General features: G+C 64.6%; 14 protein-coding genes. 6 read left to right on the top strand and 8 right to left on the bottom strand.

Annotated features, from left to right (window positions below):
- Window positions 1-55 precede the first annotated feature (55 nt).
- From IVB29_RS12220 to hemH, 4 genes are all read right to left on the bottom strand, one after another.
- Window positions 56-499, bottom strand: a complete 444-nt coding sequence (locus tag IVB29_RS12220; protein ID WP_247503619.1) for an NfeD family protein — start codon at window positions 497-499, stop codon at window positions 56-58.
- 25 nt (window positions 500-524) lie between these two features.
- Window positions 525-1,523 carry an SPFH domain-containing protein gene (locus IVB29_RS12215; RefSeq protein ID WP_247503618.1) on the bottom strand — a complete coding sequence of 333 codons (999 nt, stop codon included), beginning with the start codon at window positions 1,521-1,523 and terminating at the stop codon, window positions 525-527.
- A 229-nt stretch (window positions 1,524-1,752) separates the two neighbouring features.
- Window positions 1,753-2,712 carry an ABC transporter substrate-binding protein gene (locus IVB29_RS12210; RefSeq protein WP_247503617.1) on the bottom strand — a complete coding sequence of 320 codons (960 nt, stop codon included), beginning with the start codon at window positions 2,710-2,712 and terminating at the stop codon, window positions 1,753-1,755.
- Window positions 2,713-2,721: 9 nt separating this feature from the next.
- Entirely contained in the window at window positions 2,722-3,759 is a 1,038-nt protein-coding gene (gene hemH / locus IVB29_RS12205) for a ferrochelatase (protein ID WP_247503616.1), read from the bottom strand.
- 81 nt (window positions 3,760-3,840) lie between these two features.
- Between hemH and IVB29_RS12200 the strand changes: the two genes are divergently transcribed.
- On the top strand, window positions 3,841-4,239 hold the full coding sequence (locus IVB29_RS12200; protein ID WP_247503615.1) for an MAPEG family protein: 399 nt from the start codon (window positions 3,841-3,843) through the stop codon (window positions 4,237-4,239).
- A 7-nt stretch (window positions 4,240-4,246) separates the two neighbouring features.
- Here the strand turns inward: IVB29_RS12200 and IVB29_RS12195 are convergent, their stop codons facing one another.
- The 4 genes from IVB29_RS12195 to IVB29_RS12180 all read right to left on the bottom strand — a co-directional run bounded on the left by IVB29_RS12195 (window position 4,247) and on the right by IVB29_RS12180 (window position 8,734).
- On the bottom strand, window positions 4,247-4,684 hold the full coding sequence (locus tag IVB29_RS12195; RefSeq protein WP_247503614.1) for a thioesterase family protein: 438 nt from the start codon (window positions 4,682-4,684) through the stop codon (window positions 4,247-4,249).
- Window positions 4,685-4,908: 224 nt separating this feature from the next.
- Complete coding sequence (locus IVB29_RS12190) at window positions 4,909-6,018, bottom strand: nickel/cobalt transporter (protein ID WP_247503613.1); 1,110 nt, start codon at window positions 6,016-6,018, stop codon at window positions 4,909-4,911.
- Window positions 6,015-6,653 carry a DUF1007 family protein gene (locus tag IVB29_RS12185; protein ID WP_247503612.1) on the bottom strand — a complete coding sequence of 213 codons (639 nt, stop codon included), beginning with the start codon at window positions 6,651-6,653 and terminating at the stop codon, window positions 6,015-6,017. Before IVB29_RS12185 ends, IVB29_RS12190 begins: the two co-directional genes overlap by 4 nt.
- Window positions 6,653-8,734 carry a M3 family metallopeptidase gene (locus IVB29_RS12180; protein WP_247503611.1) on the bottom strand — a complete coding sequence of 694 codons (2,082 nt, stop codon included), beginning with the start codon at window positions 8,732-8,734 and terminating at the stop codon, window positions 6,653-6,655. The genes IVB29_RS12185 and IVB29_RS12180 overlap by 1 nt, the downstream gene beginning before the upstream one ends.
- A gap of 150 nt (window positions 8,735-8,884) precedes the next feature.
- On the opposite strand from IVB29_RS12180, the gene IVB29_RS12175 reads away from it, so the two are divergent.
- From IVB29_RS12175 to IVB29_RS12155, 5 genes are all read left to right on the top strand, one after another.
- Entirely contained in the window at window positions 8,885-9,139 is a 255-nt protein-coding gene (locus IVB29_RS12175; protein WP_247503610.1) for a hypothetical protein, read from the top strand.
- Window positions 9,140-9,798: 659 nt separating this feature from the next.
- Window positions 9,799-10,941 (top strand): type III PLP-dependent enzyme, encoded by a 1,143-nt coding sequence (locus tag IVB29_RS12170; protein ID WP_247503609.1) that lies wholly within the window; start codon window positions 9,799-9,801, stop codon window positions 10,939-10,941.
- A gap of 130 nt (window positions 10,942-11,071) precedes the next feature.
- Entirely contained in the window at window positions 11,072-11,659 is a 588-nt protein-coding gene (locus tag IVB29_RS12165; protein ID WP_247503608.1) for an N-acetyltransferase, read from the top strand.
- Between the two features lie 148 nt (window positions 11,660-11,807).
- On the top strand, window positions 11,808-12,197 hold the full coding sequence (locus IVB29_RS12160) for a RidA family protein (RefSeq protein WP_247503607.1): 390 nt from the start codon (window positions 11,808-11,810) through the stop codon (window positions 12,195-12,197).
- Window positions 12,198-12,262: 65 nt separating this feature from the next.
- A partial coding sequence (locus IVB29_RS12155) for a saccharopine dehydrogenase NADP-binding domain-containing protein (RefSeq protein ID WP_247503606.1) occupies window positions 12,263-13,204 on the top strand: 942 nt, incomplete at its 3' end.

The following is a 13,204-nucleotide window of genomic DNA, read 5'->3' as shown; positions in this document are numbered from 1 at the left end:
TCTCGCCGCTTTGCGGCGAGCCACCCTCTCCCACAAGGGGAGAGGGGAAGAGTCTTCACGCCGCCGCCACCGTCAAATTCGCACCGTCGACGTGTACAACCTTCACCTTCGTCCCAGCCGGCGTATCGGGGCCGGCCACGCGCCACACCGTGTCGCCGATGCGCATCGTGCCGTTGCCGTCAACGATCGGCTTCTCCAGCGTGAACTCGCGGCCCAACAGCGCATCCGCTCGCTTGTTGAGGAAGGGGCTGGCGCTGGCATCCGGCTTCGGTCGGGCGAGGCGGCGCCACACCGGCACGGCGGCGGCCGCGAACACCGCGAACATCACGAGTTGAATCTGCCAGGATATCGCCACCGCGAACGAGATCAGGCCGACGAGTAGCGCAGCGAGCCCCAGCCAGAACAGGAAGATGCCCGGCGCCAGCACCTCCAGCGCCATCAGGACGAAGCCGAAAATCAGCCAATTCCAGGTACCGAGCGTAACGAACATGTCGGTCATGACACGACCTCTTTGAGAAATCCCGTCACCGCGGCGGCACCACCGGCGGTGTGCTGCCGGTCGGAGGCACAGAGCCCGGGCGGCGCGCGGCGGCGGCCGCGGATGCCGCGCTTTCGCCGAACGTTGCCTTGGCGATCTCGCCGATGCCGGCGAGCGAGCCCAGCATGCTCACGGCTTCCACTGGCAGCATGATGATCTTCTGGTTCGGCGAGTCCGCGAATTGGCCGAACGCCTTGATATATTTGTCGGCGATAAAATAGTTCAGCGCGGCGACATCCCCCTTGGCGATGGCTTCACTGACCATCTGCGTCGCCTTGGCCTCGGCTTCCGCCGACCGCTCACGTGCCTCGGCGTCGCGGAAGGCGGCCTCGCGGCGACCTTCCGCCTGGAGGATCTGGCCCTGCTTGGCACCCTCGGCGCGCAGGATCTCGGACTGGCGTGCACCTTCAGCCTGAAGGATGTCGGCGCGTTTGACGCGCTCGGCCTTCATCTGTCGGCCCATCGCCTCGACGAGGTCTGCCGGCGGCACGATGTCCTTGATCTCGATACGATTGACCTTGAGGCCCCAGGGCGAGACGGCGGCATCGACCACACGCAGCAGACGCTCGTTGATCTCGTCACGGTGCGACAACACCTGGTCGAGATCCATCGAGCCCATCACCGAACGGATGTTGGTCATGGTCAGGACGGTGACGGCCTGGGTCAGGTTGGAGACCTCGTAGCTCGCCTTGGCGGCGTCGAACACCTGAAAGAAGGCGACGCCGTCCACCGTCACGGTGGCGTTGTCCTTGGTGATCACCTCCTGCTCGGGAATGTCGATCACCTGCTCCATCATGTTGATCTTGCGCCCGACGCGATCGAAATAGGGCACGATCAGATTGAGCCCGGGGCTCAGCGTCTGGGTGTATTTGCCGAACCGTTCGATGGTCCAGTCATAGCCCTGCGGCACCGTCTTCACGCCGGCAACCAGCGTGACGATGACGAGCAAAACCAGAACAATCGCGAAAATGTCGAAACCGCTCATATATCCTCCAAGGCGGGGAAAAGCCCTTTCCCGCGCTGTCATTGGTCGGGATCGCCGCCTTACCGGTTCAGCGGCCACGACTCACGTCGGCATTGGCGCGATTCTGCACAAGACGTGCGGAGAGGGAACGGTCACGATTATGTTTTGCGGGACAGCCTTGAAAGCGTGCAGGCGCAGACCTAACGGCGAAAGTTAACGAATCCGGACAGGCCGTCCGCCACTGACGGCTTCATTCGATCACGTCGTTCGCGATTGCGAGCAGGCCCGGGGAAAGCGTGACGCCAAGCGCCCTGGCGGTCTTGAGATTGACCGCGAGTTCGAATTTGGTGGGGTTCTGGACCGGCAGGTCGGCCGGCCGTGCGCCCTTCAGGATACGATCGATATAGTTGGCGGCGCGGCGAAGCTGCTCGGCACTGTCGGTGCTGTAGGACATCAGCCCGCCCGCCTCGACGAAGCTGCGGCTCCAGAACACCGCCGGCACACGGGCTTCATTGATCGCCGCAAGCAGATGCGCGCGATTGGCCATGGTGAAGAAGTCCGGCAGGATCAGCAGGCCGCAATCTTTCCGCGCGGCCAGCCCCGCAATCGAAGCGGCGTCATGCACCGGCGCGGGTTCGACCGTCACGTGAAGGGTGCGCGCGGCGTCCTCGATCGTGCGCAGCATCAGGGGCGCGAACGGCGCAGTGGCGGGATTGTAGACGACGAGGACACGGGACAATTTTGGCGTGACCTGCGTCAGCATCTCCAGCCATTTGCCGGCCAGCGGGCCGTCATAATCGGTGAAGCCGGTGATGTTGCCGCCGGGATGCGCGAGGTTTTTGACAAAGCCCTGGCTGACGGGATCGGTGACGACGGCGAACACGATCGGGATCGTCGTGGTGCGCTGACGCAGCTCCTCGACCGACGGCGTGCCGATCGCGAGCAAGACATCGGGTTTGAGCGCGATCAGCTCGTCCGCAAGCCGGGCAATGGGAGCACGATCCCCGGCACCGCTGCGCCAGTCGATCTTGATATTGTCCTGCTCCTTCCAGCCATCGGCGGCGAGCGTCTCGGCGAGGCGAGCTTGCCCGATCACCTCATCGGCGGTGACCGAGAGCACGCCGAGCCGGCGCGTCGGCTGCTGCGCCAGCACCGGGGCCGGCAGCGCGGCGATCATCCCAAGAAGCGCCAGACATTCGCGGCGGTTCATGGGGGCTCCTCAGATCCAGCCCTGAAGCTCGCGCAGCACCAGGGTTCGGATCACATTCATGCCGGGATCGCTGTCGTTGAGACAGGGGATCGCGGAAAAGTCTTCGCCACCATTGTGCTTGAAGATCTCGGCATTCTCCTGCGCGATCTCCTCCAGCGTCTCCAGGCAGTCGGCGGAGAAACCCGGCGTCACCACCGCGATGCGGCGCACGCCTTCCTTGGCGAGACGCTCCATCGTCTTGTCGGTGTAGGGCTGCAGCCATTCGTCATTGCCGAAGCGCGACTGGAAGGTCAGCAGCAGTTTTGTGTCGTCCATGCCGAGCCGGCGGCGCAGCGCCTCGGTCGTGGCAACGCACTGGCCCTGATAGGGGTCACCCTTGTCGACATAGGATTTCGGCATGCCGTGGAAGGATGCCACGATCAGCTCCGGCTTGAACGACAGCGTCGCCAGATGCGTCTCGATCGAGACCGCGAGCGCCTCGATATAGGCCTCGTCCTCATAATAAGGCGGCGTCACCCGCAGCGTCGGCTGGTTGCGCAGGCGGGCAAGCACGCGGAACACTTCGTCGCAGACGGTGGCCGAGGTCGGCGCGGAATATTGCGGATAGAGGGGGACAGCGAGGATACGGTCGCACCCCTTCGCGATCAGCGCGTCGATGCCCGATCTGATCGAGGGATTGCCGTAGCGCATCGCCCACTCGACGACGACATGGTCGCGGTCCGACAATGCGTCGGCGAGCTTGTCGCTCTGCGAGCGTGTGATGGTCTTCAGCGGCGATTCGTTCTTCTCGGTGTTCCAGATCTTCAGGTAGTCGAGCGCCTTGGTGCGGGGACGGCTGCGCAGGATGATGCCGTTCAGCACCAGTTGCCAGATCAGGCCCTGGTCCTCGATGACGCGGGCGTCGGAGAGGAACTCCTTGAGATAGACCCGCACGCCGGGCGCATCGGCCGTATCGGGGGTGCCGAGATTGACCAGAAGCACGCCGACGCGCTTCGGGGCGGGCTGGGTGGCCGGTTTGGCGGTCTCGATGGCGACGACGTTGGTCATGGCTCTGTGGGTCGCGCGTTGGTCCGAACTTGTCAAGATGAGCCCGGAATCGCTAGGGTCGCACCCAAGCGGGAGGGGCTGATGACACTCGCGGAATGGTGCGTTCTTGGAACGCTGCTGCTCTACTTGTCTACGATCGTTTCGATCAAATGGATCAGGTTTCGCGGGTTCGACAATTCACGCCCGCGCGATCCCGCTTTCTATGAGGACGCCCTCGCCCAGCGTGCGCTCGGCGCCCACCAGAACGGCATCGAGACCTTTCCGTTCTTCGCCTTCGCAGTGCTGCTCGCCGAATTCCGGGACTCGCCGCAGCGCCTGATCGACGAACTCGCGGTGCTGTTCCTGATCGTGCGGATCGCCTATGTGCTGACCTATCTCGGCAACCGCCCGACGCTGCGCTCGATCCTCTTCAGCATCGGCTTTGCGATCAATCTCGGGATCTTCTTCATGCCGATGCTGAAGCGATTTTTGCCGGCGTGAGGCGGCCTCACGCCGGCAGATGACGCTCCCGCGTCGCGATCAGCGCCCGGATCGACGCCGGGATCGGGACCGGCCGATGGGTCTCCTGGTTGGTGTAGACCCACACGATCTCGCCGGTCACCAGCACGTCCGCGCTGCCCTTGAGGAAAATGGCGAGCTCGAAAGTGAGGCTCGAATTACCGATCCGCGCCACGCGCGCGCCGACGTCGAGCTCCCAGTCGAACCTGACCGGCGCCTTGTATTCGATGACAGATTTGACGACGTGGAAATCGATGCCGCTCGCCTGCGCGTCCGCATATTGGTCAAACCCCAGCGCGCGGAAATACTCGGTAATGGTGGTGTCGAAATAGGTCAAATAGTGCGCGTTGAAGACGACGCCCTGGCCGTCGATCTCGGAATAGCGCACCCGGAACGGGTGAAAGAACCAGAAAGTTTCACGCGACATTGAATCCCCCGACCGTTCTTGTTGGTTTGGCTGCCTGAATAGCCGACCAGAGGACTTTCGCAAAGTCGTCGCTCCCGTGTCCCGGACGCGGTGCAGCGCTCTTGCGCTGCTCCGCAGAGCCGGGACCCAGAAGGCCACACGCTAATCCGCGGAGAGATGGGCCCCGGCTCTGCAGCGCACCGTCGAAGGGACGCTGCGCTGCGTCCGGGGCACGAGACCCTTGCCTAGAAGCACGTCGTCCGCTCAGCCGCGATGTAGCCGAACAACAGGCCGGCGCCGAACAGCAGCACGAGAGCGGCGGCGCCGAATTCGATGCCGCGCATGAACAGTGCGCCGCCGCCGTCGCGCCCGGCGCTGAGGCGGGCGGCGATGTCCTTGGCGGAGACGGCGACGACGGCGATGGCCGCGACCGTGATCGCGGTGCCGAGGCCCATCAGGAAGGTCGCGGCGATGCCGGCCCAGAACAGGCCCTGGGCCAGCGCGAACACCAGCACCAGGATCGCGCCCGAGCAGGGGCGGATGCCGACGGTCAGGATCGCGCCGAACCCGCGCCGCCAGCCGCCGGGGCCGGCGAGCTCGCTCGGGGTGGGCCCGTGGGAATGGCCGCAATGCTCGTCGTGGACGTGGTGATCGCCGTGGTGATGATGGGAATGCGCGTGGTCGTGATCATGGTCATGATGATGATGGGCATCATGATGATGGTGATGGCCGTGGTCATGATGGTCATGCGGCACGCCGGCGATCGCCGGCACCGGCTGGGCCGACTGGAGCGCGCGAATAAACGTGCGGCCCTTGACCCAGACCAGTCGCAGGCCGAACAGCGCGATCAGGGCGTAGCTGGCGATCTCGATCGCGCCTTCTGCCTTGCACATGGTCTTGGCGGTCGCGTTCAGCACCCAGGCCGAGATGCCGACGATCAGGATCGCCACCAGCGACTGCATCAGCGCCGAGGCAAAAGACAGCGCGATGCCGCGCCGGGCGGTCTCGCGGTTGGCGACGAGATAGGAGGCGATCACCGCCTTGCCGTGGCCGGGTCCTGCGGCGTGAAAGATGCCGTAGGCAAACGAGATGAAGAGCAGCGTCCACACCGCCGAGCCATCGGTCTTTGCGGCGCGGATGGTCGACGACATCTGGCGATAGAATTCCGACTGCTTTGCCAGCAGCCAGCCGATGAGGCCGCTGGCCTCGGGCTCTGCCGCCTGCGCGGGGCGCGGCGCGCCAAAGGGATTTTGCGCAAGGAGCTCGTGGAGCGCGGCGTCAGCCACGCCCAGTACGGCGACAACCACAGCGCAGGCGAGCAGCCCGCGCGCGAGCGGGGAGAGTTTCGGCTTCAAGGGCAATCCACCGTGATCTTGTTGGCGAACATCATGCCAAAGTTGGCGTTCGGGCCATCCATGAAGGTCTGTTCGTTGAGCTTTTGCGCGGTCGCCGTGCCGTCGTTGGGACGATCAAGCTTCATCTGGCACCCGGCGGGCGCGCCGACCAGCTTGACCGGATTGTCCTTGGCCATCTGGAAGTCGATGAAGAAGGAGCGGTCGAACACTTCGAGCACCAACTGCTTGGGCTTGACCGGGTTCTTCAGCGGCAGCGTGAAGTGCAGGGTCAGCACCGTATCCTTGTAGTCGAGGAAGTAGTCGACCGGCTCGTTAAACCGCTCCTTCTTGCCGTCGGCTCGCGCAAAGGTGAAGTAGGCGTATTCCTTCAGCGACTCGACGTTGGTCTGCGCCAGCGGTCCCAGCTCCTCGCGGGTATAGGCGCCCTTGGTCTTCCCCTCGAGCCCCTGCACCGCATAGGCCGAGAACATGTCGTCGAAGGTCCAGGCATGGCGGACGCCGGTGATGCTGCCGTCCGCGGCGTACAGCAATTCGCTCGTCGCCGTGATCCAGACATGCGGATGCGCGCTCGCCGCGCCTGCTGCGAACGTCATCGCAGCGGCGAGCAGCAGGCCGAACAGGGCACGCATGCCCATCAGGCTGCCTTGGCGCCGTCGAGCAGGCCACGACGACGCAGCAGCGCGTCGGGCTCAGGCGGCCGGCCGCGGAAGGCCTCATAGGCGGCTTCCGGATCAACGGAGCCACCGGTCGAATAGATATCGTCGTGCAGGCGTTTTGCGACCGCCGGATCAAAAATGTTGCCGGCTTCCTCGAAGGCGCCGAAGGCGTCGGCGTCCATCACTTCCGACCACATGTAGCTGTAATAGCCGGCGGCGTAGTGATCGCCGGAGAAGATGTGGCCGAACTGGGTGGGCCGGTGACGCAGCGAGATCTCCTCAGGCATGCCGATCTTTTCCAGCTCCTTCTTCTCAAAGGCGCGAACATCCTGCGCGGCGGCGGCCGGCTGGGTGTGGAATTCGAGATCGACCAGCGCCGAGGACACGAACTCGACGGTGGCAAAGCCCTGGTTGAATTTTCGCGCGGCGAGGAAGCGCTGGAGCAGATCGTCCGGCAGCGGTTCGCCGGTCTGGTAGTGTTTTGCGAACTGCTGGAGCACCTCGGGCCGCTCCTGCCAGTGCTCGTAGAGCTGCGACGGCAGCTCGACGAAGTCGGTGAACACGGAGGTGCCCGACAGCGACGGATAGGTCACGTTGGAGAGCATGCCGTGCAGGCCGTGGCCGAATTCGTGGAACAGTGTGCGGGCATCATCGGGCGAGAGCAGCGAGGGCTCGCCGCCGGCTCCCTTGGCGAAGTTGCAGACGTTGATGATCAGCGGCGCGATCTCGCCGTCGAGCTTCTGCTGGTCGCGCAGCGAGGTCATCCAGGCGCCAGAGCGTTTTGACGACCGGGCGTAGTAGTCGCCATAGAACAGCGCCTTGTGCTTGCCGTCGGGGCCCTTGACCTCCCAGACCCGCACGTCCGGGTGCCAGGCCGGCACGTCCTTGCGCTCGGCGAAGGTGATGCCGAACAGGCGCGTGGCGCAATCGAAGGCGGCGGCGATCATCTGGTCGAGCGTCAGATACGGCTTGATCGCGGAATCGTCGAAATTGGCGCGCTGGAGGCGGAGCTTCTCGGCATAGAAGCGCCAGTCCCAGGGCGCGAGCTTGAAATTGCCGCCCTCTTCCGTGATCAGCCTCTGCATCTCGTCGCGGTCGGAAAGCGCCCGCGCCCGCGCCGGCTTCCAGACCCGCTCCAACAGGCCGCGCACGGCGTCGGGCGTCTTGGCCATGGAATCCTCGAGCCGGTAGGCGGCGAAGGTCGGATAGCCCAGCAACTTGGCGCTCTCCTCCCGCAGCTTCAGGATCTCGACGACGGTCGCGTTGTTGTCATTGGCATTGCCGTTGTCGCCGCGCGCCGTAAAAGCCTTGTAGACCTTCTCGCGCAGGTCGCGCCGGGCCGAGCTCTTCAGGAACGGCTCGGTCGAGGAGCGCGACAGCGTCACGATGGCCTTGCCTTCCATGCCGCGTTCTTCTGCCGCAGCCTGGGCGGCCGCGACAAAGCTCTCCGGCAGGCCCTGGCGGTCGGCCTCCCCCAGCTCCATGAACCATTCCTGCTCGTCACCGAGCAGATGATGGCTGAAGCTCGTGCCGAGCTGGGCGAGCTTCTCGTTGATCTCGGCCATCCGCGTCTTGGCCTCGTCGGACAGGCCGGCGCCAGCACGGTGGAAGCGGGTGTAGGTGCGTTCCAGGAGGCGCAGCTGTTCCGTGTCGAGAGCGAGATTGGCGCGGTTCTCGTGCAGCTGGGCGATGCGGCCAAACAGCACGGCGTTCATCATGATCGGATTCCAGTGCCGCGCCATCCGAAGTGAGACCTCCTTGTCGATCTCCAGGATGGCCGGGTTGGAATGCGCCGAGACGAGGTCGTAGAAGACCGAGGCGACCTTGCTCAGCAGCTTGCCCGAGCGCTCCAGCGCCGTGATGGTGTTGGCGAAGTCGGCGGCGGCCGGATCGTTGGTGATCGCGGCGATCTCGGCCGAGTGATCGACGAAGGCCTGCTCGAAGGCCGGGAGGAAGTGCTCCGGCTTGATCTCGTCGAAGGGCGGTGTCGCGAACGGCGTCACCCAGGCCTTCAGCAGCGGATTGGTCTCGGAGTCCGTAGTTTGGCGGGGTTCTGACATCGCGGGTCTCTTTTTTGAGCCTGATTTGTTGCGGCCAGCTATAGCACGCGATGGGGCTTTTTTGGGCCATTTGCCCTTGCTCCCGGCCGCCTTTTCGGGGAGATTGCGGCCCCCGAAGCCTAGCCTCGAACTCTTGGGACCCCTGAGCTCATGAACGCGCCTTCCTCGTCCTCCCGCCGGATCGTCTGGCCGAGCGTCATCACCGTCATCAGCGCCGCGATCCTGATCGGCGCAGAGGTGTTCGGCGCAGCGTTTGCCGGCGGCTGGGCGCTCGCGATCCTGTTCGGGCTCGGCGACCAGGGCACGCACATCCTGCAAGCCGTGCTGTTCGCACTCGGCGTGCTCGTGATGACCGCGTTCATCCGCGCCGCTCAGCGCGTCGAGCCTTTCACGAAGCGCCGCTGACGCTTCTCGCGCGAGAGAGACACTCGCGCGACACAAAAATCTTAACGCACGTTCATCTTCCGCGTCGCTCGCGCAACACTGCGCAAGCAGATGTTAGGCAATTCTCTCCGCAGCCTAAAAAAAATCTTGCGAAGCGGAGTCAAAAGCCTTATGTGCGCTCTTGCCCAATTTCGCACGTGCCTGTGGTCGTGTGTCAGTCGGTAGGTATCCGGACAAGAGGCCGGACAGCCGCCAAGGGGTGAAGAAGCCGAGGGGCTCTTCGGAAGTGCGGAGGTCGCAAGACCCAAGCAAACCCGGAGCGTCCAGCATCTCTCTCAAAGAGATGCCTTGTCGAAGGTGACTTCACTTTTTGCAACCGTGACTGGCAGCCGGAGGCGAACCGGCGCACCCCGCTCTCAACGGGGGACGCGACTTAAAGCAACGACGGATCGGGCTTTTTTGGTCTCTACCGGCATTCCAACGCCGGCGCGGGCTACTGAAAAGGCTTGTCCTTCATTGCCAGGTGTGCGGGCGGGAAATTCCCAACCAATCCACGGCAGCACAGTTTGATCTGAGTCTTTGGCTCGTCGCGCCTCCATCGCGCGATCTGGCCGGAGCGCTCATATCCGACGCTATTTTTTTGAACGGATCCCCGTCGCTGGGCCGTTTGGGAGAGTGCTATGACCGATCGTATCCAGGAATTCCTGCGCAACCGCCGCAGCGAGGGCCTCGACACCGAGCCGTGCCTCGTCGTCGACCTCGAAGTCGTGCGCGACAATTACCAGACCTTTGCCAAGGCGCTGCCCGACAGCCGCGTGTTCTATGCCGTCAAGGCGAACCCGGCGCCGGAAGTGCTGGCGCTGCTGGCGTCCATGGGCTCGTGCTTCGATACCGCGACGGTCGCCGAGATCGAGATGGCGCTGGCCGCTGGAGCTACGCCCGACCGCATCTCCTTCGGCAACACGATCAAGAAGGAGCGCGACATCGCGCGCGCCTTCGCGCTCGGCATTCGCCTGTTCGCGGTCGACTGCACCGCCGAAGTCGAGAAGATCGCCCGTGCCGCTCCCGGCGCGAAGGTGTTCTGCCGCATCCTCTATGACTGCGCCGGCGCCGAATGGCCGCTGTCGCGCAAGTTCGGCTGCGACCCGGAAATGGCCGTCGAGGTGCTCGACGTCGCCAAGCGCCTGGGCCTGGAGCCGTGCGGCATCTCGTTCCATGTCGGCTCGCAGCAGCGCAAGGTGAAGGCGTGGGACCGTGCGCTGGCGATGGCCTCGCAGGTGTTCCGCGACTGCGCCGAGCGCGGCATCAACCTGACCATGGTCAACATGGGCGGCGGCTTCCCCACCAAGTACCTCAAGGACGTGCCGCCGGTCGTCACCTACGGCCGTTCGATCTTCCGCGCGCTGCGCAAGCACTTCGGCAACCAGATTCCGGAGACCATCATCGAGCCGGGCCGCGGCATGGTGGGCAACGCCGGCATCATCGAATCCGAGGTCGTGCTCATCTCGAAGAAGAGCGACGAGGATGAGGTGCGCTGGGTCTATCTCGACATCGGCAAGTTCGGCGGTCTCGCCGAGACGATGGACGAGTCGATCCGCTACGCCATCCGCACCCCGCATGACGGCGCGGACATGACGCCCTGCGTGCTCGCTGGGCCCACCTGCGACAGCGCCGACGTGCTGTACGAGAAGAGCCCGTATCCGCTTCCGGTGACGCTCGAGATCGGCGACAAGCTGCTGATCGAGGGCACCGGGGCCTATACGTCGACCTACTCGGCGGTGGCGTTCAACGGCATCCCGCCGCTGAAGACCTACCACATCTGAGCTGCCTCATTTCTGAGGCCTGACGAACCCGGGAGCCGGCTTGCCGGCTCCCTCCCTGACATTGCCATTCTGACGACGTCTTGAGCCGGCGCGCTTCTCGCACGCGGGTTCAAGCGGGGACTGACGCGCCATGACTGCTTTTCGGAAGACACAGGTTGACCTCACTTCGAATGCCGCTCCGTTCGCGATCCGTGCGGAGCGTGCTGCCGACGTTGCGATGCGTGAAGCGCTGCTGGATGCCAGCTTTGGCGAGACCCGCCATGGCCGCACCTGCCAGCGCCTGCGCGACGGACGTGCACCAGCCGCCGGGCTTGCCCTGTCGGCCGTGCGCGAGGGGACACTCGTGGGAACCGTGCGGCTGTGGCACGTCAGCGCCGGAGGCAGGCCCGCTCTGGTCCTCGGACCGCTGGCGGTGGACCCTGCCTGCCGCGAGCTCGGGATCGGCGCCGCGCTGATGCAACAAGCGCTGGCCGCCGCCCGGGCGCGCGGGCATGAAGCCGTGATCCTGCTCGGCGATGCCGCCTATTACGCCCGTTTCGGCTTCACGGGTGAGAAGACCGGCGCGCTGTCGCTGCCCGGCCCGTTCGAGCGCGACCGCCTGCTGGCGGTCGAGTTCACCGACGGCGCGCTCGATGGCGCCGAAGGGATGATCGTTCCGACCGGAGCGGCCTTGCCCAAACGGAGGTCGGTTCGCGGCCTCCAAGCGCAAGCGGCCTAAGGGATCGCCATCGAGGTGACGACCCAAGCCGCGTTAAGCGGCAACGCCCGACCGCGCCTGCGCCAGCCCCCGTTCGTTTGGGGTTGCGCGAGCCCCGGAAACGCCCTTTAACCCCATGAAATTCCCCCTTTCAGTCGAGGCCGAACCCATGTCCCGTCGCCTGATTTCCACCGGCTCTCCCCTCGAGAAGACCGTCGGCTACAGCCGCGCCGTGATCGACGGCGAATTCGCGTTCGTCGCGGGAACCACCGGCTACGACTACACCACGATGACGATGCCTTCAGATGTCACGAGCCAGTCACGCAACTGCTTCAAGACCATCGAAGCCGCCCTGAAGGAGGGCGGTTTCGAGATGGCCGATATCGTCCGTGCGACCTACTACGTCACCGACGCGAGCACCATCGACGCCCACTTCGCCGTCTGCGGTGAGGTTCTCGGCGACATCAGGCCGGCGGCGACGTTGCTGGTCGTCTCCGCCCTCGCCAAGCCCGAGATGAAGGTCGAAATCGAAGTTACCGCCAAGCGCCGCAGCATCTGACAAGCGCCGCAGCGCCTGATCCCCCCTCACCTTTTGTCCGCCAGCACGTTCCGGAGAAACCATCCATGAGCCCCACCCCGCAGATCTACGCGAAGATCACCGGTCCCATCGTCATGGTCGGCTTCGGCTCCATCGGCAAAGGCACGCTGCCGATGATCGAGCGGCATCTCGACTACGACAAGTCGCGCGTTACCGTGATTGATCCCAAGGACGAGGGCCGCAAGGCGCATTGCGAGAAGCAGAATGTGCGCTTCATCCAGAAGGCCGTGACAAAAGACAATTACCGCGAATTGCTGACCCCGCTGCTCACCGAAGGCGGCGGCCAGGGCTTTTGCGTCAATCTCTCGGTCGATACCGGCTCGACCGACATCATGGAGCTCTGCAACGAGCTTGGTGCCCTCTATATCGACACCGTCAACGAGCCCTGGCTCGGCTTCTATTTCGATGCCTCGAAGGGCCCGGAAGCACGCTCCAACTACGCGCTTCGCGAAGTGACGCTCGCCGCCAAGAAGGCGCGCCCCGCCGGCTCGACGACGGCCGTCTCCTGCTGCGGCGCCAATCCCGGCATGGTCTCGTTTTTCGTCAAGCAGGCGCTGCTCAATGTCGCCGCCGACCTGAAGCTCAATGCCCCCAAGCCGAAGACCAAGGCCGAATGGGCGGACCTGATGCGGCAGGCCGGCATCAAGGGCGTGCACATCGCCGAACGCGACACCCAGCGCTCGAAGAAGCCGAAAGATCCTGACGTTTTCGTCAACACCTGGTCGGTGGAAGGTTTTCTGTCGGAAGGCGTACAGCCGTCCGAGCTCGGCTGGGGCACCCATGAAAAATGGATGCCCGAGAACGCGCACACCCACGAGGCCGGCTGCGGCGCTGCGATCTATCTGATGCAGCCCGGCGCCAACACGCGCGTGCGCACCTGGTGCCCGACCCGCGGCGCGCAATATGGCTTCCTCGTCACCCACAACGAGTCGATCTCGATCTCTGATTATTTCACTGTGCGTGACGCG

The organism is Bradyrhizobium sp. 1 (genome assembly GCF_023073315.1).
GTDB lineage: Bacteria > Pseudomonadota > Alphaproteobacteria > Rhizobiales > Xanthobacteraceae > Bradyrhizobium.
Note: the sequence above shows the minus strand (reverse complement) of the source record. Positions and strands in the feature narration are given on the sequence as shown.